Genomic DNA, 22710 nt, shown 5'->3' with positions numbered 1-22710 from the left:
AATATTAAGCGTTTTTAGAAGCCGCTGCCGCATGGTCTGCAAGGAATTGTGCAAGTCCATTATCGGTAAGCGGGTGTTTAAGCAGGGCAGTCATTGCACTAAGCGGGCCTGTCATAACATCGGCACCTATCTTAGCACAGTTTACAATGTGCATAGCGTGGCGCACAGAAGCCGCCAGGATTTGCGTTTCGTAACCGTAATTGTCGTATATAAGGCGTATTTCCTCAATCAGGTTAAGGCCATCTGTAGAGATGTCATCCAGCCTGCCCAGGAACGGCGATACATACGTGGCACCTGCCTTAGCGGCAAGTAATGCCTGCCCGGCAGAAAATACAAGGGTTACGTTGGTTTTTATGCCCTTTTCAGAGAAATATTTAGCGGCTTTTACACCGTCTTTTATCATCGGTAGTTTTACCACTATACGCTCGTGCAGTGCAGCAAGGGCTTCACCTTCGCGTATCATGCCTTCAAAATCTGTAGCAATAACTTCGGCACTTACATCGCCATCGGTAATTTCGCAGATTGCCTTGTAGTGGTTAATAATATTTTCGTGGCCTGTTATGCCTTCCTTAGCCATAAGCGAAGGGTTGGTGGTAACGCCGTCCAGAATTCCCATTTCGTGGGCCTCCTTTATCTGGGCAAGGTTAGCGGTGTCAATAAAAAACTTCATATTGTGTGAGTTAAAGTTCGTTAATTACCAGTATTTTACATACAGCGCCGTTAAGCAAAGCAGTGTTACCACGATAAGCGCCAGTGTAGACGGCTCCACACGGAACATTTTGGTATCCAGTTCGAAAGCTTTAGGGTTGATTTTAGGGCCGCTAAGGCTCATAACAATCATAAGCAGCATAGTGAATACAAATGCCCAGCCCATGCAGATAAGGAATGGTATTTCGAATACACCGTCTGCATTTTTATAAGCTGTCCAAAGCAGCGTTTCAGGTCCGAATACATCTACAGCAAAACTGTTGAAGAAGATAGAAAGTGCAAAACCTGCTATTACACCCGCTACAGCTGCTGAGCCTGTAGTACGTTTCCAGAACATACCCAGTAGGAACATGGCGAATACACCCGGGCTAAAGAAGCCTGTGTATTTTTGGATGAAAGTGAAACCACCTTCGCCACCTATGCCCAGTGCATCATTCCAGGTAAGTGCTACTGAGAATACAATTGCAGCAAGTATGGCAAGACGGCCTACAATAACCAGTTTCTTTTCAGAAGCGTCTTTGTTGATATAGCGTTGGTAAATGTCAAGAGTAAAGATGGTAGAAATACTGTTTGCCTTACCTGCAAGCGATGCCACAATAGCAGCAGTAAGCGCCGCTACCGAAAGCCCCTTAAGACCTGTAGGAAGGAAAGTAAGTACTGCAGAGTATGCGTTGTCTGCCTTAAAGGCTTCGCCTATACCCATTTCAGATTGAAGTGCACCGTTTTTATACAGTACATAAGCAGCAATACCCGGTAGCATAACGATAACCGGCATGGCAAGCTTCATGAAACCTGCAAAAAGGATACCTGTACGCGCTGTTTTAAGATCGGCACCAAGGGCACGCTGGGTAATGTATTGGTTACAGCCCCAGTAGTTAAGGTTTACAATCCAGATACCTGCAAAATACATGGCTATGCCCGGAAGCATAAGGTATTTGTTTATATCACCTTGCGGAGATGCAGCAGTTGGCTTGTCCACCATTAGTTTAAAGTGTTCCGGTGCGTCCTGTACCATAGCTTTAAAACCTGCAAGTGCATCTGGGCCAAGGCCGAAATGTTCGCCTACTTTAGTAAGTGCAATGTATGTAGTGGCAAGACCACCTACTACAAGTACTACTACCTGTATTACGTCGGTAAAACCGATTACCTTCATACCACCCAGTGTAATTACAAGTGAGAATATAGCCATAGCTATTACAATGATGTGGAAGTACTCTGGGCCGGCGATACCGGCTATAGCGATTGCGCCCAGGTACAAAATAGAAGTAAGGTTTACGAATACGTAAAGGAACAGCCAAAATACCGACATGATAAGACTGGTAGTTTGGTTATACCTGCTTTCCAGGAATTGCGGCATGGTGAATATCTTGTTTTTAAGATACACCGGGATAAACCATACGGCCACAATAATAAGTGCCAGTGCAGCTATCCATTCGTAAGCTGCTACGGCTACACCCACCACAAAACCGTTACCGCTCATTCCGATAAACTGTTCTGCAGAGATGTTAGACGCAATTAATGAAGCACCGATAGCCCACCATGTAAGTGAGCCTTCGGCAAGGAAGAAGTCTTTTGAATCAGATACGTTTTCTTCTGTGCTTTTCTTGTTACGGTATACCCAGTAGCCATACCCGGCAACAAGGAAAAAGTACACGATAAAAATTACATAATCTATAGTAGCAAAGTTGCCCATAATTTGTGTGTGTTAAGGATTTTGGTTATAGCGGTGCCTAAGATAGTATTAAAATCTATCATAGGCACATAAATATTTTACATAAATACTACAACGTTTTATTTAAACGAAGCATCGTTCCACCTTAACTCATTTTTAATGCTGTCTATAGTAGTGCCTTTACCTATTCGGATAAACTCTATGCCGGCCATTTCTGTAAAGTCCTGTATTATCTCAGCCGAAAGGTTTTGGCTGTAAGCAGTGTGGTGCGCTCCACCGGCGTAGATCCATGCGGCACAACCTGTTTTCATATCAGGAAGCGGTTTCCACAGTACGCGGGCTACCGGTAGTTTTGGTAGTTCGTTTTCTACTTCTACAGCTTCTACTTCGTTTACAATCATACGGAAACGGTTACCCACGTCTATAATAGAAGCGTTTAGGGCAGCACCACCAGCTACGTTAAACACAAGGCGTGCAGGGTCTGCTTTTCCGCCTATGCCCAGTGGGTGTACCTCAAGGCTCGGCTTAGTAGCTGCAAGCGAGGCATCAATTTCAAGCATGTGTGAACCAAGAACAAGCTCATTGTTCGGGTCGAAGTGGTACGTATAGTCTTCCATGAAGCCGTTACCGCCTGCAAGGCCTGCACCCATAACTTTAAATGCACGTACAAGGGCAGCCGTTTTCCAGTCGCCTTCACCGGCAAAGCCAAAGCCTTCTGCAAGAAGCCTTTGTACCGCAAGGCCCGGAAGCTGTACCATACCGTGCAGGTCTTCAAACGTATCTGAGAAACCTACAAAGCCACCGTCTACTAAGAATTTGCGCAGGGCAACTTCAATTCGGGCTGCTTCGTACACTGATGTGTAACGTGCGCCACCTTCTTTAAGATCGTCTGCTACAGTGTACTCTGCGTTGTATACTGCTATTTGTTCTTTTATCTGCTCATCAGTAACCGCATCGATAAGCGCTACAAGGTCGCCAATACCGTAGCTGTTTACAGAGAAACCAAACTGAAGTTCAGCTTCTACTTTATCACCGTCAGTAACGGCTACAAAGCGCATATTATCGCCAAAACGGGCAATTTTAGCACCTTGCCAGTCGTACCAGCCTGCTGCTGCACGGCTCCAGTCACCTATTTGTTTTTCTACTTCTGGGTCTTGCCAGTGGCCTACAACTACCTTACGGTTTTTACGCAGTCGCGATACCATAAAACCAAACTCACGGTCGCCGTGAGCGCTCTGGTTCAGGTTCATGAAGTCCATGTCTATAGAGTTCCACGGAATATCGCGGTTAAACTGTGTGTGCAGGTGCAGTAATGGTTTTTTAAGCGCAGCAAGGCCACGAATCCACATTTTAGCAGGAGAGAAGGTGTGCATCCACGCGATAACACCTATTACATTCTCGGCAGTATTTGCAGCTACAAGGGTGTCATATATTTCCTGAGTAGATTTTACAGTAGGTTTGTATACAACCCTTACCGGTATGTTTCCGCTGGCGTCAAGACCTTTGGCTAATTCCTGTGAGTGTGCTGCAACTTGTTTTAGTGTTTCCTCACCATATAAGTTCTGGCTTCCGGTAACAAACCATACTTCGAATGTTTTTAAGTTTATCATAACTGATGGTAAAAATTTTGATGTTTGTTTATGGGCTAACAGCCCGAAATTTATCTTGTAATTGTGTGTGTATATAACTGTTAAATAAGTTATAAAATAATAAGTGTCGAAATAACACTAATTTTTCCACATAAACAAGTGTTTTACCAAAAAAATATCGACTTTGTAATTTTTAGCCGAATAATTAACATAACGGAAATAATTGGGCGTATTAGTAGTTTTATAATTGTTAATTATACAGTTAGGAATATCTTTATTTCCTGTTTTACTTTAAATAATTTTTTATGAAAGTAGGGAAGTGGGGTAATAATTGTAAAAGTTACACTTGTAATCCTATCTTTGTAGACTCAATATCATTGTTTCAAAATGACAAAAACCTATCAAGCACAAATTGTAAGAAGAGCAGTTGCTGCCATGTTTTTTATGGCAGGGCTTTGCTTTAGCAGTTGGGCATCGCGTATAGCTACCATACAGGAAAAGCTTTCCATATCCGAAGGGCAGTTTGGTGCCGTTCTTTTTGCTATGCCTGTAGGGCTTATGCTTTCGCTTCCTGTTTCGGGTTGGGGGGTAAGCCGTTTTGGTAGCCGCAAAGTGGTTAGCGTAGCGCTGGCAGCTTACGGAATTTCGTTAATAGGATTAGGGTTTATGCCAAATATGTACCTGCTGGCGCTAAACATTATGGTATTTGGATTTTGTAGTAATGCTGTAAACGTATCGGTAAACGCACAGGCGGTAGCTACCGAACTGCTGTATAGAAAACCGATTATGGCATCATTTCACGGGGTGTGGAGCCTTGCCGGTTTTATAGGCGGGGGTATTGGTACGTTTATGATAGGGCAGCAGGTGCCACCGTTTATACACTTTATACTGATATCAATAGTTACGGTAGGTTCGGTGTTTATATGCTGGCGCTACCTTAATGATGATAAGGGGTCGGGAGAGAAAAAGCAATCGGCATTTACCAAACCCGATTCGGCGCTTATTACCTTGGGACTTATCGCTTTTTGCTCAATGGTGGTGGAAGGAACCATGTTTGACTGGACAACGATTTACTTTAAAAAAGTGGTTAACGCAGCAGATGCTTATGCAGGCTTAGGCTTTACGGCAGGTATGTGCATGATGGCTACCGGGCGTTTTGTAGCCGATGGTTTTTCGGCGCGTTTCGGGCTGAAACGTACACTACAGCTTAGCGGGGTACTTAGTCTTAGCGGACTTGCCATAGCTATAGCATTCCCGTACCTGGTGCCTGCAATAATAGGGTTTATGCTTATAGGTGCCGGTATATCAAGCGTAGTACCTTTGGTATATAGCGTAGCAGGCAGGAGTACTACCATGGCTCCGGGACCGGCTATTGCTGCGGTAAGTACCATAAGCTTTTTAGGTTTTCTTATAGGGCCACCCATTATTGGTTTCCTGGCAGAGGCTTTTAGCTTAAGGGTGTCGTTTTTATTTGTGGCGCTTATGGCGCTGCTGGTTATTGTATTTACGACAAGGGCTAAAGTGTAGTGGTTAACAACCGCATTCGCCATAAAAATGTTTTGTGATTTTTTGTCCGGATTTGTCGGTGATAGTTATCGTTCCTGTTTTGGAGCTAAGTTCATAGTCGATTTGCTTTTTATCTTTGGCTTTGATTTCAACTTTAAATCCGTCGCCCGTTGATGTGAATAGGACTGTTGTGCTGTCGATATCTTTATGCTCAATTTCGGTTAGTTTTACCAGTTTTCCATTTATTTTCATGAATGAAGTAGTGGTAAAATCATTAGCATAAATATATTTATCCTTGTTGAATGCTGCTGAGTCTGATGAAAATAAACATGAGCATCCGTCTATTTCCTCAGGTAAATCATTGAAACTATCTATCGTAAGTTTTTCGCTCTTAATCTCCTCAAGTTTTTTATTTTCTTTTCCACAAGAAGAAATCAAAAAGGAAAGAATAAATAGTGTAGAGAACCATTTAGTTTTCATTGGTTGAATTTTAAGCTAAAATAAAAAAGCTGCCCGAATGAGTAGCTTTTAAGCTTTTATATTTTTTATACCTGTCCTGCAGGCTCCTTTTTCGGGTCGTAACCAAAAAGGTGGTTTTGCTTTATCATTTCAGATATACCCGCCGGTAACATAGGTTCCCAGCCCGGTTTACCTTTGCTTATCAGTTTCAGTACCTCACGGCTGAAAATGTTCAGCAGGTCTTCATCTACCTCAGGTATGTCTATTACCTTACCGTTAAACTTAAAGAACTTATACAGTTCTTTCATACGTGGGTGTACCATAAGGCTTTCAGAGTCTATCACATTGCCTTCCTCATCTTTCATGGGGTATAGGTATACTTTAAGGTCGCGGTAAAATAGTTTACCAAAGGCTTCCAGTATACCCCCGCTAAGGTGGCGGTAGTATTTTTCATCAAATATATCTATCAGGTTGCTTACTCCCATGGCAAGTCCCATACGGGCTTTGGTGTATGCGCTAAAGTACTCTACCACGCGGTAGTACTCCTGGAAGTTAGATATCATTACTGTTTGCCCCATGGAGCACAATAACTCGGCACGATCCAAGAAGTCGCGTTCGTCTATCTCGCCTTCGCTGCGTAGGTTGCTTAGGGTTATTTCAAATACCACAAGGGTATTGGCTTTGTCTACTTTGTTTTCTTCAAGGAACATTTGGTATGCTTTTTCGTACATATCCATGTTTACCTTAGTTACCGGACGGAAACTACCCCTAAGTGCCAGTATGTTCTTTTTGTAAAGTACGGCTGCAGGAAGTACGTTGTGCCCCTCCGGGTCAAACATTACAGCATCGGTCATGCCGTTCTTAACCAACTGCAGGCTCATAAGCCTGTTATCTACATCGGCAAAACGTGGTCCGCTAAAGTTAATGGTGTCTATTTCCAGCTGGTCTTTGTCCAGGTGGTCGTATAGGTAACGCAGTAGCTTTTTAGGGTCGTTGTATTTATAAAATGCACCGTATATAAGGTTTACACCCAGTATACCCAGGGTTTCCTGTTGCAGGCGGGCATCGGTTTCCTTAAAACGTATGTGCAGGGTAATTTCATTGTAATCCTCGTCTGGCTCTATCTGGTAACGTATACCTACCCAGCCGTGGCCTTTAAATTGCTTTGCAAAGTCGATAGTGGCTACCGTGTTTGCGTAACTAAAGAAAACTTTGTTCGGGTGTTTTTCACGGTTTAGCCTTTCTTCCATAATACGCACCTCGTGGCCCAGCATTTTTTTCAGTCGGCTTTCGGTAACATAGCGCCCGTCGGTCTCAGTGCCGTAAATCGCATCGCTGAAATCTTTGTCGTAAGCCGACATGGCTTTTGCAATTGTACCCGACGATCCACCGGCTCTGAAAAAGTGCCTTACGGTTTCCTGTCCGGCGCCAATTTCGGCAAAGGTGCCGTAAATATTCTCATTAAGGTTGATACGCAGGGCTTTATCCTTAATAGATGGCACCAGGGTTATTTCGCGGTCGCCTTTTACTTTGATTTCGTTATCTGAAAATTTCATAGCGCTGAAAGATATGTTGCAAAGTTAGGAAATCACTGCGTTTTATAAAACAAATAATACTATTTTTGTAGAAAAAATACACAGTTTTGAACGTTTGGTTTCTTGGTACCGGTACATCGCAGGGTATCCCCATTATAGGGAGTACACATCCTGTATGCCTTAGTAATGACCCAAGGGATAAACGCCTAAGGGTTTCGGTATGGGTAACCTGGGAAAACTACTCGTATGTAATAGACTGCGGACCCGATTTCCGCCAACAAATGCTTACCAGTGGCTGCACCCAGCTTGATGGTATACTGTATACCCACGAGCATGCCGATCACACTGCGGGGCTCGATGACATTCGTCCGTTTTTCTTCCGCCAGGGCGATATTCCCATTTATGCGCACGCCCGTGTAATAGATGGCCTTAAAAAACGTTTTGACTATATATTTAAGGAAGGCGATAAATATCCGGGCGTACCTACGGTGGCCATAAACGAGGTAAAGGATGACGAGCCTTTTACCATAGGCAACAAAAAGGTGGTTCCCATTAACATTATGCATGGTGAGTTGCCCATTTACGGTTACAGGATAGATGGTTTTGCATACCTTACTGATGTGAAAACTATACCCGACAGCGATATTGAAAAACTAAAGGGATTAAAGGTTTTGGTTATCAGTGCGCTGCGTGTAGAACCACACGACAACCACCTGAACCTGGAGGAAGCCCTGGAAATGATAGCCCGTATACAGGCCGAAACAACCTATATTACACACATAAGCCATATGCTGGGTTTTCATGCCGAAGTTTCGGAGCAGTTGCCCGAAAATGTATTTTTAGCTTACGATAACCTTCAAATTACTATATAAAATGAAGCGACATTTATTTATGTACCTGTTTGTTTTTTCGGTATGCATTAACCTGTTTACCTACATGTACCTTACAGGGCAAAACAAACAAGATGCAAAACGAATAGAATCTATACAGAAGAAACTACAGGCATCAAGAGACAGCCTTGCCACACAAACATCGGCGGCTTCATTTTTTTCTCTTGAAAATAATATCTACGCCCAGGGCTACCTTAAAAGTAATGGGATAGAGGATTTTGACAAATTTGCCATTAAGGTAACCGATGGTATTACCCAGCAAAATGGCAACCCGAACGGTAATCCGCTTGTAGGATACGAATCTCTGGACGACCATAAGTATATAATAAACAGGGTTAAACTACTAAATCACCGCTGGGTTATAGCCGATTTTGATAACGGTTCTACATGGGGTGAAGTGCTTATCCGTTATTTTATTAACGAAGACGGTACCATAAGTTATGAGCGTGCAGATAGTTTGCTGTACCCTAATAACCTTTAAGTTTTTTGTATCTTTATATTTTAAAAGAGGATAATGAAAAAGCCTTTGTTATTATTTGCAGCTTGCTTTAGCCTGGTATCCTGCGATTATATTTTGAAAAAGCAGGATGATACTGCCAAAACCGTGCAGACCGATACCACCAAGGTTATGGGAACTGAAACCGAAACCGATAAAAATGGCTGCGTAATTTCGGCGGGCTATAGGTGGAGTGTGTTAAAAAACGACTGCATACGTCCGGTTGAGGATGCATACAGGCTTAATTCGGTAGAAAAAGTGGAAGACGAAAGCGCAGTTAAAAGTGCTTTTGTAGTATTTGATGAAGAAAAGGAAAATGCCGAGTTATACTTACCTGATACCCAAACTTCGGTGATACTGAAAAAGAAAACGGACAACGTTTACATATACGGAGCCTGGTCATTGCATTCAGATAAAGGATATTCCCTTAAGCACAATGGAGTATTGCTTTATGTAGGTGCCGAACCCGTGCAGGAAGGTCAGGTAACCGGAGATGAAAACCCTGAGAGTTAAAAAAACATTGCCCATATAAAAACAGTAAGCCCCGTTATTGACGGGGCTTACTGTTTTTATATGGCTAAGATATTTTAATATATAAATCTACCTATGTAATACACATCTTCTGAGCCACCGGTAGGGTCGCTTATGTTACCTACAGGTTCAAAGGTTTCACCTGTACCCAGCGTATTGTAAAATACAGCATTTTTCAGGTACATAATATGTACAAGCTCACCATCTACTTCCTGTGTATCAATAATTAGCTGTCCTGATTGGGTAAACCATATTTGTTCCGGTACAGGGCTTAGCACGTTACCATCACAAATAATATCGTCGTCAAGCCCCGAACTACTGTACTTAATAAAACGAAAGTATACTCCGTTAGGGTCCAGTGTTATTGGAGGGTTAGTTATGCCTGTAGTTGTAGGTATACTCGTAGTAGGAATGTTTAGTAGTATTACCTCGTCGGTGGTATTTGTATTATTAAGGAAATATTTTTCACTATTACATTCCGAAAAGCGATTTGAGTCTTCAAGATTTTCGGCGAAATCAAAGTAAAAACCTATTGGTTTTTTTATTTGGCCCACATAGGTGTCCTGTATGCGTATGGTTTGTTCACCTTTAGTAAAGCTTACGTCTATAAGGTTTATAGAGTGGTAGTACACCACCTCACCAGTAGTTTCGTCTATTGTTTTAGTGGTGGTTATGGTTGCCGTACCGCTACCATCCCAGCTTTCGCGCACAGACAGGCTGGCATTATCCAGGCTACCACATACATTGCTTGTACTAAGCCCTGTAGCGTTATATACGCGGTATTCTATATCTCCTTCTGCAAATGTTATGGTATCCTCTCCTTCTATGTTCAGCAGGTCGTCATCGGCAAACTTCAGTATCAGTACCTCATTATCATTTACATTAATATAGGTGTTTTCGGCAAAATCACACGGATCGGGGTCACCGTCAAAGTTAAATGTGCTAAAGGTAAGCTCTCCGTCGTCGCAGGCTGTAAGCAACATCATGCAGGCGATAAGCGCGAATATTTTTTTCATAGGGTTTTATTTTAATGGCAAAAATAATGTTTTTAACGGTTTACAGAAAGCTTTTCGCAATTAGCTTCATGTGGGCACAAAACCAAAATTAGCTAACTTTGCAGCAATGAAAAAAGCTTATCTCGATAACGCATCTACTACGGCGCTACGGCCCGAAGTAGTACACGAAATAGCCCATACGCTGGCCGAATACGGCAATGCCTCGTCTACGCACAGTTTTGGGCGCGGTGCTAAGGTACTGCTGGAAACGGCCCGAAAGGACATAGCCCGTTACCTTAACGCCGAAGCACGTGAAATTATTTTTACCAGCGGAGGTACTGAGGCAAATAATTTTTTATTGCGCAGTGCCGTAAAGGCGCTGGGTATTAAACGCATCATTAGCAGTAAAACCGAGCACCATGCTGTGCTGAATACTGTACAGGAACTTTCGGGGGAATTTGGCATTATTGCCGAATATGTAAACCTACTGCCGGGAGGCCTGCCCGACCTAAAGCATCTGGAAGTACTTTTGCAGGAGGATGTGTCTACACTGGTAAGCCTGATGCATGTAAACAACGAAACGGGTGTGGTGCTTGATTTGACTGCTACAGGTAACCTGTGCCACCAATACAAGGCGTATTTCCATAGTGATACGGTACAGTCGGTAGGGAAAACGGAACTCGACCTGAAAAATATTCCTGTAGATTTTATTACGGCAAGTGCCCATAAATTTCATGGTCCTAAGGGAATTGGTTTTGCATTCATCCGTAAAAATCTGCCATTGCAGCCCATACTTTTTGGCGGCGAACAGGAAAAAGGCTTGCGCCCCGGTACAGAGCCCATACACCAGGTAACAGGCATGGCTAAGGCACTAGAACTTTCATACAAGCACCTTAATGAAGAACGCGCTTATATTACGGAACTAAAAGAATACCTGTATGCACAACTTGATACCCATTTTCCTGGGTATAAAATAAACGGGCAGGGGACAGGGGAGCTGTTTTATAACATAGCCAACATACAGTTTCCGTTACCGGATGAAAAAACCGGTATGATACTCTTTAGCCTCGATATGCAGGGTGTGGCAGTATCGCGCGGTAGTGCGTGCCAAAGCGGTAGCATAAGGCCGTCGCACGTACTGAAGGAAATTTTACCTGAAGATGAGGTGAAGAAACCCTCGCTGCGTATTTCCCTAAGCCATTTTAATACTAAAGAAGATATTGATTTGCTGATAGCGGCATTGCACAAGGTGTAAGCCTCTTCCCTCCCGATAGCTATCGGGACTCCAAAAGAGAGGGAGTAGCTTCACTCGGATATAGTTGATTCGCTATCACGTAATTTTGTGTTGTCAAATTGATACATAAACAAATCAACATATCACAACAATCGAATAACCGCATTACCAAATAACCGTATAGCCAAAAAAGCCGCTCCCCATCACAAGAGCGGCTTTCACCTTACACAAAACCATCATATGGCTATAAAACTAAAATCGGTATCCCATACCTACACCCAGTAATAGTGGGTTAATGTCTACCGAAGCAGGAATGTTTAATCCTGTAGCCAGGTTACTGGCATCTACGGTAACATCGGTTTTAAGGAATATTTTTTTGGCATCTACGTTTATAAAAAATCGGTCGTTTATGTTGTAGTCAAATCCCAGCTGGAATGCATACCCAAATGCATTATCATATTTTACATCTTTTACGGTAGTACCGGCTTCGGCATTGTAAAAAATAGTGTAGTTTACACCCGCACCCACATACGGTTTAAAAGCCTGTCCGGCATTAAAATGGTACTGTAGCGTAAGGGTAGGAGGAAGCAGGTATACACTGCCCAGGTTTACATCAGTACTTGTAGGCCCGCCTATGGCCGAAATATCCGAAGCGGTGGTATGCACGTCGTGCTTGGTAGTGCCCAGTATCAACTCTGCGGCTATGTTTTTAGTAAAAAAATAAGTAAAATCCAGTTCCGGTATGTAGCTGTTAGATATGGCAGCGTCGCCTCCTATAATGCCTATGTTAGCACTTTCGGCAGGGATAACCCCTACGGCACGCATGCGTACCTGCCAGCGATAAAAATCAGGTGTTGTGGTGTTTTCCTGTTGTTGTGCCTGAGTAGTGTTAAATCCGAACAACGCTATGGCTGCTACGGCAAGAGATAGTTTTTTCATAAAACCTGTGTTTTGAATTACAGGTCAAAAGTATGCCGCATAATCAGGGAGAAAACTGATTTTAATCATGGGTGGGCAATAATGTTGTTGCTATTATTTTCATGCCTTTTCATGCTATATTGTTCAAATAAATTAAAGTCAGTCCATTACCTGAAACTCGCGGCTTAACATTTAAATCCTTACATTTGGTAAAACTTTTCCCGATACGCAATGAAGCACATTCTGGCCACTTTATTTTTCCTGTATACCCTGGTTTCTTTAGCCCAACCGAAAAGCCCTGATGACTTTTTGCCCGATTACGGCAATCATGTTACGTATTACCACCAGCTTGAAGCCTATTTTGCACAACTGGTTCAAAATTCTGATATGATAAAGCAACAGGTGTATGGGCAAACTGCCGAAGGGCGTAACCTGAATGTGTACTTTATTTCTACACCCGAAAACCTTAAGGAACTTGAAAATATACGTAAAGGTCACCTTACTGCCGCCGGACTGGAAGACCTGAAGGCTGCTGCCCCCGATAAACTTATTGTATGGCTGAGCTTTGATGTGCATGGAAACGAACCTGCCGCTGCCGAAAGCTCTATGAATGTAGCCTATCAGCTTATTAGTCCCGAAAATAAGGATACTAATGAGTGGCTTAAGGATATGATTGTAATACTGGATCCATGCCTTAACCCCGATGGTTTTTCGCGTTATGGCAACTGGCTGCACAGTATTACAGGAACTAATCTACACCCGGATGCAGATGATCGTGAGCACATGGAACCATGGCCACGCGGGCGTGAAAACCACTACCTGTATGACCTGAACCGCGACTGGGCATGGCAGGTACAACCCGAATCGCAGCAGCGTATAACGTTGTACAACCAGTGGATGCCTATGGTGCATGCCGATGTGCACGAAATGGGGTATGACGATCCGTACTTTTTTCCGCCACCGGCAGAGCCTATGCACGATTTTATTACTAAAGGGCAAAAGGATTTCTATGAAGCAATAGGACAAATGACTTCTAAAAAGTTTGACACCAAAGGCTGGAACTACTATTCGCGTGAGGTATTCGACCTGTTTTACCCAAGTTACGGTGATACGTATCCGAGTTTTAATGGCGCGGTGGGCATGACCTTTGAGCAGGGCGGTATAGGCGCAGGCCGTGCCGTAAAGCTAAACAACGGCAGTACGCTTACCCTTCAGGATCGTATAGATCACCATACCGTAGCCATGCTGAGTGTGGTAGAAACTGCTGCCTGGAAAAAGAGCATGTTGCTACGTAACTTCAGAGCATATTTTAAAGACAGCCGAGAAAATCCTAAGGGTAAGTACCGCACCTATGTAGTAAAGAACAACGGGCGTTTGCCGGAGTTGGCTCAGCTGCTTACCCGAAACAAGATAAAATTTGCCTACGCCGATGAAACAAAAAAACTAAACGGCTACCGCTATACTACTGATAAGGATGATGATTTTACGATAGAACCAAACGACCTTATTGTTACCGCCGATCAGCCTAAGGCAATACTGACCCAGATATTGTTTGAGCCGGTGCAACATCTTAGCGATAGCCTGTCTTATGATATTACAGCCTGGGATATTCCGCATGCGTATGGCGCAGAGGCGTATGGACTGAAAAAATACCTGTCTGTAAAAACCAAGAAAGACTACACCTATAAAGGCAAACTGGAGTATGAAAACGTGTTTGCGTTTTACATTCCGTGGTCAGGGCGATCGTCTGTAAAAGTACTTTCGTTGTTGCATCAAAACAAAATAAAAGTACGTAGTGCACGCAAGCCCGCACTTTTTAGGGGAATAAAAATTAATCCCGGCGACCTGATAGTATTGAAAGGAGATAATCCCCAGATTTCAGGTTTTGCACAGACCATGGGCGTAATGCTCGATGGTAAGAAAGACTACGAAGTGCTGGATAGCGGCTATGCCGTAAACGGTAGCGACCTGGGCGGCGAAGCTTATCCGTTATTAAAAGCGCCAAAAGTATTATTGCTTTCAGGTGACGGTATTAGCAGTACTGATTTTGGGCAGGTATGGTTCTATATGGATCAAATGGTTGGTTACCCTGTAAGTATTATAGACATAAAGAATTTTTCGGGTATAAATCTGGAGGATTTTTCTACGATAGTTTTGCCGGAAGGCTACTATGATTTTTCTGACCTGGATAAAACAAGGTTAGACAGCTACGTAAACCAGGGAGGAAAAGTAATAGCTATAGGTACTGCGCTGGACCTTTTTGAAGACCGTGCGGGGTATAACCTTACACGTTTTGCCACCGAGGAAAGCCGCGAAGCTTCTAAAAAGAAACAGGAAACGGCTGCCCTTGATGCCCGTTTTTATACGTTTGACAATATGGTACGCGAACAACTTTCAAACGGGGTTTCGGGTGCTATTATAGAAAACACGCTTGATGTTTCACATCCGCTGAGTTTTGGGTTGAGCAATAAATATTTTAGCCTTAAAACGTCAGGTACTGCTTACCAGTTGTTAAAGGGAGCAGCAAATGTGGCATATGTACCTAAAGGATATAAAAGCTTTGGTTTTGTGGGAGGAAACCTCAAAAAAAGACTCACAGAAACGGTTACTTTTGCCGTAGACTATAAAGGAAACGGTAAAGTAATTTATATGGTAGACAATCCGTTGTTCCGTGGTTTTTGGGAAAGCGGAAACCTGTTGTTTAGTAATGCATTATTCCAAATAAATTAATAATGATAAAGGTTATAAAAGGAGATATAACTAAGATTACAGCCGATGCTATTGTGAATGCGGCCAATTCATCGCTGCTTGGTGGCGGTGGGGTAGACGGTGCCATTCACCGTGCCGGGGGCGCGCAAATACTTGAAGAATGCAGGGCTATAAGGAACAGGCAGGGCAAGTGTAAAACCGGTGAAGCAGTAATTACTACTGCGGGTAACCTTGCCGCAAAATACGTAATACACACCGTGGGGCCTGTGTGGAATGGTGGCCATAAGAACGAGCCCGAACTTTTAGCTAATTGTTACAAAAATAGTCTTTCACTGGCAGTAGAAAACAGTGTGGCTACAATAGCGTTCCCTAACATCAGTACGGGTATTTACGGTTATCCTAAAGAGGGTGCGGCCCGCGTGGCTGTTGCTGCTGTTAAAGAGTTTTTAGAGCAGGAGAGCGGTATAGAAACCGTAACCTTTGTGTGTTTTGACGACGACAATTATAACCTGTATAAAGTGCTTTTAGAAGTCTGACGCATTAATTACTTCATCATCGCGTTTCAGTGCTGCGCCATCAATACCTCCGTAAAATGTTACAGGAACCGATATCATGCCTTGGTGTACCGCTACAATAGTATTAAAGTGTAAATGGGCAATATCAGTCCAGCCGGTTTTACCCGAAATACCTATGGGCTGACCATGCTTTACGGCGTCGCCTACTTTTACAAGACTGCCGTTATGTTTTAAGTGAACATACTGAGTGTACAACCCGGTGTGCGGATGGTATAGCGTAATATAGTTAGCGTACTTGTCCCATTTTTTGTCGGCTCCGCCATACTTATACCCGCTAATTACTCCCACAACCACACCGTCGTCTGCGGCACACACTGTATCGCCCACTTTCAGGGCAAAATCTATTGCATACTTAGCATACGGACTGTTATGCGAATATTCACCTTCATAAGCCTGTACTACACGATATGTTTTGCCTTTAGGAAAAGGCAGATAAATCTTATTGCGGATTGGTTTGCGGTTAGGGTCGCCAAACCCCGTATTTATTAAAAACGATTTTATCTCGGTACTATCGGCAGCTATGGTTATCAGGCTGTCGGTTAGCGGTGGTATAATTACCTGTTTGTAGGGTTTAAGCCGGGCATTAAAACTACTGTCGCTACTACTTAGGTAATAGCGCATGGGGCATTTCAGCGGATTGTTCAGCTTTAAATGCAGGGTATCGTTTTTAAGGGTGTAGTTCGTTGCCGTTTTTGCCTCAAACAAAATTTTTTCAGGAAGTGATTTACATCCCAGAAAAGCCAGGGAAAGTAGTAGTAAAATTTTTTTCAAGGTAATAGTAACTATTTGTTTTTGGAAACTATGAGCAACTTGTCTATTTCCAGGATTTAGGATGATTGACAAGGTTGAATGGTTTTTAATATTAGCTTATTCTCACTGATGTAAAAACACATATTATCGTGCATTGTGTAAGGTGTGTTATAATCCCGATTAAACACATAGAGCCGTTTTGCAGACATCACATCAAAAACTTCAATCCTATTATAAAAAATCAGGTAAATTGTATCTTCCCCCTGAAAAACCATATCAGCAGGTACAGATCTTTCATTAAGTGTAACATTAAATGTAATTGCATTTTCAAACCCATCTTGAGACAGTTCTCTAATAATAACATCCCCTTTGTCAAATTCCCGCGCAATGAAATTTACAATTTTAGTACCGGTGCTATTAATTACCGAATAGTATAAATAGTTGTCTGTTTTATGGTTAAATAACAATTCGGGGTGGTTTACATCGTCTATTTTGAAAATGCTGTACCTTCCCCGGGGATTGTTTCCGTCTTTATCAAAAAAAGTAATACCAAATAAGTTTTTATGGCTGAGTGTAAATAACGAATACCCTTCCATATAGCGTATGTAAAAAAAATCATCATCATCAAAAAAATCCGTGATAAAGTTGTCAAGGCTGTGTTTTTCGAAACTTTCCAAATCAAGGAATTCAAAATCGTCGGTAACATAATATTTACCTGTGAAACCAACGAAAGACGGACGATGAGAGCCGGGTTTATAATCCTGTTTTACAATTTCCCGGCGGTTTATGATATTTCCTTCAAAATCAAAGGTAATATCGAAACTTTGAGCTGATATGATCTTTAGATAAAAATATTTTTCAGAAAAAATGTAGAATCGCGATACATGGTTTACAAGGCTTCCGTTTAAGGGAGGGGGAGGGTATTCATACTTAATTTTGTCACTTTTATTAAAGTTATCAATTGTTTTATAAAACTTCTCTTTAAAAATAACATTTTCTGAAGTGTTTTTTTCAAAATCGATTACTTCTATAAAAAGTTCATAAGACGAATTGACCCTAAGTAAAGCTAATTTATTTGAATTCGGGATAGCGGCAATTTTAAGTATACTCTCATACGAAATCCTAATGTTTTCAGTTAATTCGTATGTATATACTCCATTTAATTCAATATCCCCATGTTCGACTGTTTTACTTTTGTTATATGTTTTGGGATTGGATATAATTACATCACCTCCGTTACGCCGAATATTTTTCTCTTTAAAAATGTAATTATAAATAATCCCGGAAATAAAGGCAATTATGATGATTGAACGAATAGTGTTGTCAAAATTCTCCATCTACTTAGAAGGCTCTACTAAAAACACCTCGTCTATCCTTCGGTACTTAGGGTTGCTGGCTACAGTAACACGCTGTATATACGAGTGTTCTTTTACTTTGGTGATTTTTACCAGCATGGTTCCGGCTTTTTGCAGGGTTTCATTTCGTGCAGCGGTAGCAGCTGTAGGGGTAATAGTATAGGTGCAATCGTCTACCCAAACCACATCAAAATCGTACACCTCTTCGGCATCTTCCATTTTTTCGGTTTGTTTGTTGCCACTACGCGTAATGATGCTCGTTTTTTTTGTTGCCGGATCGGTTACCTTAAAGGTACCATCCTTAAACTTCGTACAGCCCTCCTGGCCGTAAAGGGCTAAATTTAATAGTAAGGCAAAAGCAAATAGTAATGTTGTTTTCATGGCGGAGAGGTTATAAAATTTTTAGACCTTTACTTCACGATAAATATAGACAAAGCACTTGTTAAAACCAATATGCACTTTAGTTAATTAACGTAAAACTGTTTATAAAAATTGTATTACAAAAACAGTAAAGGCCACCTTATACAGGTAGCCTTTACTGTTTTATATCTTGTCGGTTATCAGTCTCCCTTCTTAAAAAGGTTTACAAAAATAAGCATCACGCTTACCAGTACCAGTATACCGCCTGTTAATAGCAGATTGTGCCCGCCCGGCCAATGCATTATACTTAGGTAATAGCCTATTATAGTAATGAATGTGCCTATTACCGCCGGTACTAATATGAGTGTTTTATTCACTTATTTCCATTTAAAGTTTTTCTCTATGGCCTTAATCATTTCTCCGGCTATGTCTTTTTGGGTAGCACCTTCTATACCTTCAAGCCCCGGAGACGAGTTTACCTCCAGCAACAGCGGCCCTTTTGAAGAACGGATAATATCTACGCCGGCTACTTTAAGGTTCATGGCCTTGGCAGCTTTTATGGCGATACGTTTTTCGTCGGGGGTAGCTTTTATAACGCTGGCGGTTCCGCCCAGGTGAATGTTTGCCCTAAACTCTCCCGGTAGTGCTTCACGCTGAATGGAAGCCACCACTTTGCCGTCTATAACAAAGCAGCGGATGTCCTTGCCGTTTGCTTCCTTAATAAATTCCTGTACCAGTATGTTTGCGTTAAGGCTCTTAAATGCGTTTATAACACTTTCGGCGGCTTTTTTGGTTTCGGCCAGTACCACACCTTTGCCTTGTGTGCCTTCAAGCAATTTTACAATAAGCGGACTTCCGCCTACCATTTTTATTAGGTCGTTAGTATCCAGTGGCGAGTTAGCAAACCCTGTGGTAGGGATGTCTATACCGCTGTTTAGCAATAATTGTAATGAATATAATTTGTCGCGGCTTTGGCTTATAGCTGCTGCCGAGTTTAGGCAAAATACCTTAAGCGCCTCAAAATGGCGGGTCAGGGCACAGCCATAAAACGTCATACTGGGGCGTATGCGGGGTATTATGGCGTCGAAGTCGTTTAGTACGCGTCCGCCACGGTAGTGTATTTCGGGCTTATCGGCATCCAGCTTCATGTAGCAGTACTTAAGGTTCAGGAAATGCATTTCGTGTCCGCGCATTTCGCCTGCCTCCATAATACGGCGGTTGCTGTACAGCTCCGGGTTGCTGGCGAGTACACCTATGCGCAGGCCGCGTTTTTCTTCGTCGCCTTTTTCGTAGTACTCCTTTAATTTTTCCTTCGTAGGCTGACCCAGCAGGTATTTCTGCTCAGGGTCTACCAATATACGGCCACTCATAGCCTCACGACCCAGCAGCATCCGGAAACCCATAGAGTCGCGGTTGGTCAGGGTCATTTCTATTTCCCAGTCCTGGTCGCCTACCTGTATGCGGGTTTTTATTACATAGCGTTGTTCGCGGTAGCCGCTACTGCTTTTTACCACGCGCTTGTCTATAAGCGGGGCTTCGCTGTGTATTACAGCCTTGGTGTTATTTTGTATGGGGTGAATGTCAAATTTTACCCAGCTTTCACCGTCCTTTTCAAAGGGTACAATGTTTAGGGCGTGAAGGGCAGAGGTTTTTGCGCCCGAATCTACACGGGCTTTTATAGTAGGTATTCCTAGTTCAGGAAAAGCGCACCATTCTTCGCTTCCTACAATTACTTTTTCGAGCATTTCAGTAAAAAATTGTAAAAACTAATTTACATCTTTTTTCATTCGGCAGTATATGTGGTGGTTTATTTATCATAAATTTAATGTTAGCCCGCTGTAAACTGATTTTCAGAGATACAAACCCCGTTTTAAACAAAAAATCCCGATAGCTAATGCTATCGGGACAGTTTATGGTGTTTTATTTTTAGAATTTGTAACGTACACCCAGACCAAAATCGGCACCAAAGTTATCACCTCGGTATTCGTCGTTAAAATATACTTCCGGCCTTAGGTCAAGGGAAATTTGTAGTGGAATATCAAAGTTATATTCTATACCTATGTCACCGGCAGCAAATATAAATGCTCCGCTGTCATCACCGTCATAAGGACCATAATCGTCATGGCTCCATGATCCTACACCACCACCTACACCGGCATACCAGTCAAATCCGTTTTCTATGTTCCATACCCACTGGTACAAACCGGCAAGCTTTACAGCGTTCCAGTGATCTGAATCTCTCCATCCTAAATCCAGCTCCAGCCTGTGGTTACTTGATAAATCCCTTTGGTAAGAAACTTCAGCACCAAAACCATCGTTGCTACCCAACCTTACACCAAGTGCATTTTTGCGATCCTGTGCTTGTGCGCTTAGAGCAATCCCTGCTAACAAAAACGCTGTAAATAATACTTTTTTCATAATGATAGTAGTCGTTTTATTTTCCTTATCCAAAATTATAACTACTGTATTAGTAAGAATTGTATTATGTTAAAGTTTTAACAGTTAGATTTTTGTTAAAAATTCTAAGGCCTTTGTTGTAGGGCTTTTAACAATTAAAAATAAAAAAAGTAATAATAACCACGCTTTTTAAAAGCTTTTAGTGGCTATTATTACTTTTTTGCTATTTTATTAATAATAAAGGCTTTGCCAAGTAGGGGCCTTTATAGTTGCTGCTTAATCTACACTATAGGTGTCCAATACTTCGTCTTGGTGGGCGCTTCCGCTTTGCGGTATAGGTAGTGTAATGCCCAGAGACGAGAAGTCGGCCAGGTTGTAGGTAATGTCTGTTGAGGTTTTTACTACGCCCACACCTTGAGCAAAATATTGTGTAGACACTACCACATCTTGTTGTGGTAGCATAGTAAGGCTGAAGGTGTCAAGAGTTATTTTTAGGGTAAGTGTAGTAAGTACCGTTTTAATATTGGTATAGTTACTGCCATTTACAGTAAGGCTCTCGGCATCGTCACCTGCGGTAGTTTTTAAGGTGTAGGTAAATGTTAGTGGAAGACCCTCTATAGTTTGCTGAAATGAACCTGAGGTGCTGCCTATTTGCTGGCCCGACGTGGCATTAGCATCAAAAAAAGCAAAATCAGTAATGGCTATGCTAAACGGTATGTCTGCCGATACGGCTACCGATGTACTTCCGGTAACCAGTAGCTTGCCATCAGAAAGTCTTACACCGTTTCCGCTAAGTGAACCTGAGTAGAAGCCGGTGGCTGCAGCCAGGGTTTTAAATTTCTTATAGGTGTTAGTGCCTATTACGGTATCGTTAGCTACATATAAAGAGTCACGACCCGATGAATCTGCGCTACCATCAGTACTTTCGGTAGTGGTGTCGTATACCCAGTAATTTCCATTATCCAGTGGAAGGTACACATCAGTATTATTTCCGCCGTTTCCGGCATCGTCGTCGCTGCCGCATGAAAAAGCCATTACAGCCATAAGAGCAGTAAGCGTGTAAGCAATTTTTTTCATTAGTGTTAGGGTCATATTAAGTTTTGCGCTAATATAACTAACATTTTAAGATATTTCCTGATTAATTTTTGTTAAATATTAGAGTAGCAACAAGTTGGTGTTCCAGCTGTAACTCAGCTTCTGGTTCTTCCTCAATAGTTTGAATTTTAGGAGCTTCCTCGCTGTAGCGGTACAGTTTCCATTTTTTCTTGTGGTATTCCAGTGCGGTAAGGTTTTCTATCCAGTCGCCCGAATTAAGGTAGGCAACACTTCCTTTCTTGTTTTCTTTAACCGTCATAGAGGGTTCGTGTATGTGCCCGCACACTACGTAGTCGTAGTTGTTTTCTATGGCAATGTCTGCGGCGGTGGTTTCAAAATCTGAAATAAACTTAACAGCCTGTTTTACTCCCGACTTTATTTTTTTGGAAAGAGAATATGGTTCACGGCCCATTTTTACCAATATCCAGTTTACAAAACGGTTTAATAATATAAGGTAGTCATATCCCAGGCCTCCCAGCTTGGCTATCCACTTAGCAGAGTGTACTGAGCTATCGAAAACATCACCGTGGAAGAACCATGCTTTTTTACCATCGAGTTCCAATACTACCTTATTTACTATGCTAAAGTTGCCCATGGTAGTATCTGCAAATTTGCGCAGCATTTCGTCGTGGTTACCGGTTATGTAATACACACGGGTGCCTTTGGCGGCAAAGTCTAGCAGTTTTTTTACTACTTTAAGGTGTGATTTAGGAAAATACGATTTTCTGAATTGCCAGATGTCTATAATATCTCCGTTTAGGATAAGTGTTTTGGGTTTAATGCTTGAAAGGTAGTGTAGTAGTTCTTTGGCGTGGCAGCCGTATGTGCCAAGATGGATATCGGACAATACTACAATATCTACAACTCTTTTTTTCATCTGTCGTGTTTCTTGCAAAAGAAGGGTGTGGTTATAATCTGTTGGTTACTATAAGATTA

22 protein-coding genes are annotated in these 22710 nt (G+C 42.2%); 7 read left to right on the top strand and 15 right to left on the bottom strand.

Annotated elements, in window-relative coordinates:
* Positions 1-4: 4 nt before the first annotated feature.
* The 3 genes from fsa to araA form a co-directional block, all read right to left on the bottom strand.
* Entirely contained in the window at positions 5-670 is a 666-nt protein-coding gene (fsa, locus tag ACLI1A_RS05310) for a fructose-6-phosphate aldolase (RefSeq protein ID WP_411406857.1), read from the bottom strand.
* Positions 671-694: 24 nt separating this feature from the next.
* Positions 695-2401, bottom strand: a complete 1707-nt coding sequence (locus tag ACLI1A_RS05305; protein ID WP_411406855.1) for a sodium:solute symporter family transporter — start codon at positions 2399-2401, stop codon at positions 695-697.
* Positions 2402-2499: 98 nt separating this feature from the next.
* On the bottom strand, positions 2500-3990 hold the full coding sequence (gene araA, locus ACLI1A_RS05300; protein ID WP_411406853.1) for an L-arabinose isomerase: 1491 nt from the start codon (positions 3988-3990) through the stop codon (positions 2500-2502).
* A gap of 366 nt (positions 3991-4356) precedes the next feature.
* Here araA and ACLI1A_RS05295 point away from each other — a divergent pair, with 366 nt between their 5' ends.
* Positions 4357-5496 (top strand): MFS transporter, encoded by a 1140-nt coding sequence (locus tag ACLI1A_RS05295; protein ID WP_411406851.1) that lies wholly within the window; start codon positions 4357-4359, stop codon positions 5494-5496.
* A 3-nt stretch (positions 5497-5499) separates the two neighbouring features.
* Here the strand turns inward: ACLI1A_RS05295 and ACLI1A_RS05290 are convergent, their stop codons facing one another.
* Together ACLI1A_RS05290 and ACLI1A_RS05285 are read right to left on the bottom strand one after the other, a co-directional pair.
* Positions 5500-5955, bottom strand: coding sequence for a hypothetical protein (locus tag ACLI1A_RS05290; protein ID WP_411406849.1), 456 nt, complete (start codon positions 5953-5955; stop codon positions 5500-5502).
* Positions 5956-6020: 65 nt separating this feature from the next.
* A complete protein-coding gene (locus tag ACLI1A_RS05285) occupies positions 6021-7490 on the bottom strand; it encodes a TonB-dependent receptor (protein WP_411406847.1) in 1470 nt (489 codons plus the stop codon).
* A gap of 86 nt (positions 7491-7576) precedes the next feature.
* Between ACLI1A_RS05285 and ACLI1A_RS05280 the strand changes: the two genes are divergently transcribed.
* The 3 genes from ACLI1A_RS05280 to ACLI1A_RS05270 are packed head-to-tail and all read left to right on the top strand — an operon-like array spanning position 7577 to position 9368.
* Positions 7577-8341 carry an MBL fold metallo-hydrolase gene (locus ACLI1A_RS05280; protein WP_411406845.1) on the top strand — a complete coding sequence of 255 codons (765 nt, stop codon included), beginning with the start codon at positions 7577-7579 and terminating at the stop codon, positions 8339-8341.
* Position 8342: 1 nt separating this feature from the next.
* Positions 8343-8840, top strand: a complete 498-nt coding sequence (locus ACLI1A_RS05275; RefSeq protein WP_411406843.1) for a hypothetical protein — start codon at positions 8343-8345, stop codon at positions 8838-8840.
* A gap of 33 nt (positions 8841-8873) precedes the next feature.
* Positions 8874-9368, top strand: a complete 495-nt coding sequence (locus ACLI1A_RS05270) for a hypothetical protein (protein WP_411406841.1) — start codon at positions 8874-8876, stop codon at positions 9366-9368.
* A gap of 74 nt (positions 9369-9442) precedes the next feature.
* Here the strand turns inward: ACLI1A_RS05270 and ACLI1A_RS05265 are convergent, their stop codons facing one another.
* Positions 9443-10402, bottom strand: coding sequence for a hypothetical protein (locus ACLI1A_RS05265; RefSeq protein WP_411406839.1), 960 nt, complete (start codon positions 10400-10402; stop codon positions 9443-9445).
* A 106-nt stretch (positions 10403-10508) separates the two neighbouring features.
* On the opposite strand from ACLI1A_RS05265, the gene ACLI1A_RS05260 reads away from it, so the two are divergent.
* Entirely contained in the window at positions 10509-11636 is a 1128-nt protein-coding gene (locus ACLI1A_RS05260; protein WP_411406837.1) for a cysteine desulfurase family protein, read from the top strand.
* A gap of 231 nt (positions 11637-11867) precedes the next feature.
* Here ACLI1A_RS05260 and ACLI1A_RS05255 read toward each other — a convergent pair whose 3' ends face one another.
* Positions 11868-12554: an OmpW/AlkL family protein gene (locus ACLI1A_RS05255; RefSeq protein WP_411406835.1), complete on the bottom strand. Its 687-nt coding sequence runs from the start codon at positions 12552-12554 to the stop codon at positions 11868-11870.
* A gap of 210 nt (positions 12555-12764) precedes the next feature.
* Between ACLI1A_RS05255 and ACLI1A_RS05250 the strand changes: the two genes are divergently transcribed.
* Entirely contained in the window at positions 12765-15263 is a 2499-nt protein-coding gene (locus ACLI1A_RS05250) for a M14 family zinc carboxypeptidase (RefSeq protein WP_411406833.1), read from the top strand.
* 2 nt (positions 15264-15265) lie between these two features.
* Positions 15266-15778 (top strand): O-acetyl-ADP-ribose deacetylase, encoded by a 513-nt coding sequence (locus ACLI1A_RS05245; protein ID WP_411406831.1) that lies wholly within the window; start codon positions 15266-15268, stop codon positions 15776-15778.
* Here ACLI1A_RS05245 and ACLI1A_RS05240 read toward each other — a convergent pair.
* The 8 genes from ACLI1A_RS05240 to ACLI1A_RS05205 all read right to left on the bottom strand — a co-directional run bounded on the left by ACLI1A_RS05240 (position 15767) and on the right by ACLI1A_RS05205 (position 22651).
* Entirely contained in the window at positions 15767-16588 is an 822-nt protein-coding gene (locus tag ACLI1A_RS05240; RefSeq protein ID WP_411406829.1) for a M23 family metallopeptidase, read from the bottom strand. The genes ACLI1A_RS05245 and ACLI1A_RS05240 overlap by 12 nt on opposite strands.
* Positions 16589-16644: 56 nt before the next feature.
* Positions 16645-17904, bottom strand: a complete 1260-nt coding sequence (locus ACLI1A_RS05235; protein WP_411406827.1) for a hypothetical protein — start codon at positions 17902-17904, stop codon at positions 16645-16647.
* Positions 17905-18303, bottom strand: a complete 399-nt coding sequence (locus ACLI1A_RS05230) for a hypothetical protein (RefSeq protein ID WP_411406825.1) — start codon at positions 18301-18303, stop codon at positions 17905-17907.
* A gap of 179 nt (positions 18304-18482) precedes the next feature.
* Entirely contained in the window at positions 18483-18659 is a 177-nt protein-coding gene (locus tag ACLI1A_RS05225; protein WP_411406823.1) for a hypothetical protein, read from the bottom strand.
* Positions 18660-20027, bottom strand: coding sequence for a 30S ribosomal protein S6--L-glutamate ligase (gene rimK, locus ACLI1A_RS05220; protein WP_411406821.1), 1368 nt, complete (start codon positions 20025-20027; stop codon positions 18660-18662). It lies immediately after the preceding gene.
* Between the two features lie 181 nt (positions 20028-20208).
* A complete protein-coding gene (locus ACLI1A_RS05215; protein ID WP_411406819.1) occupies positions 20209-20700 on the bottom strand; it encodes a hypothetical protein in 492 nt (163 codons plus the stop codon).
* 255 nt (positions 20701-20955) lie between these two features.
* Positions 20956-21756: a hypothetical protein gene (locus ACLI1A_RS05210; protein ID WP_411406817.1), complete on the bottom strand. Its 801-nt coding sequence runs from the start codon at positions 21754-21756 to the stop codon at positions 20956-20958.
* Positions 21757-21817: 61 nt separating this feature from the next.
* Complete coding sequence (locus tag ACLI1A_RS05205) at positions 21818-22651, bottom strand: UDP-2,3-diacylglucosamine diphosphatase (RefSeq protein ID WP_411406815.1); 834 nt, start codon at positions 22649-22651, stop codon at positions 21818-21820.
* Between the last annotated feature and the right edge of the window lie 59 nt (positions 22652-22710).

This window comes from Flavobacterium sp. RHBU_3 (assembly GCF_046613565.1).
Classification (GTDB): domain Bacteria; phylum Bacteroidota; class Bacteroidia; order Flavobacteriales; family Flavobacteriaceae; genus Flavobacterium.
Note: the sequence above shows the minus strand (reverse complement) of the source record. Positions and strands in the feature narration are given on the sequence as shown.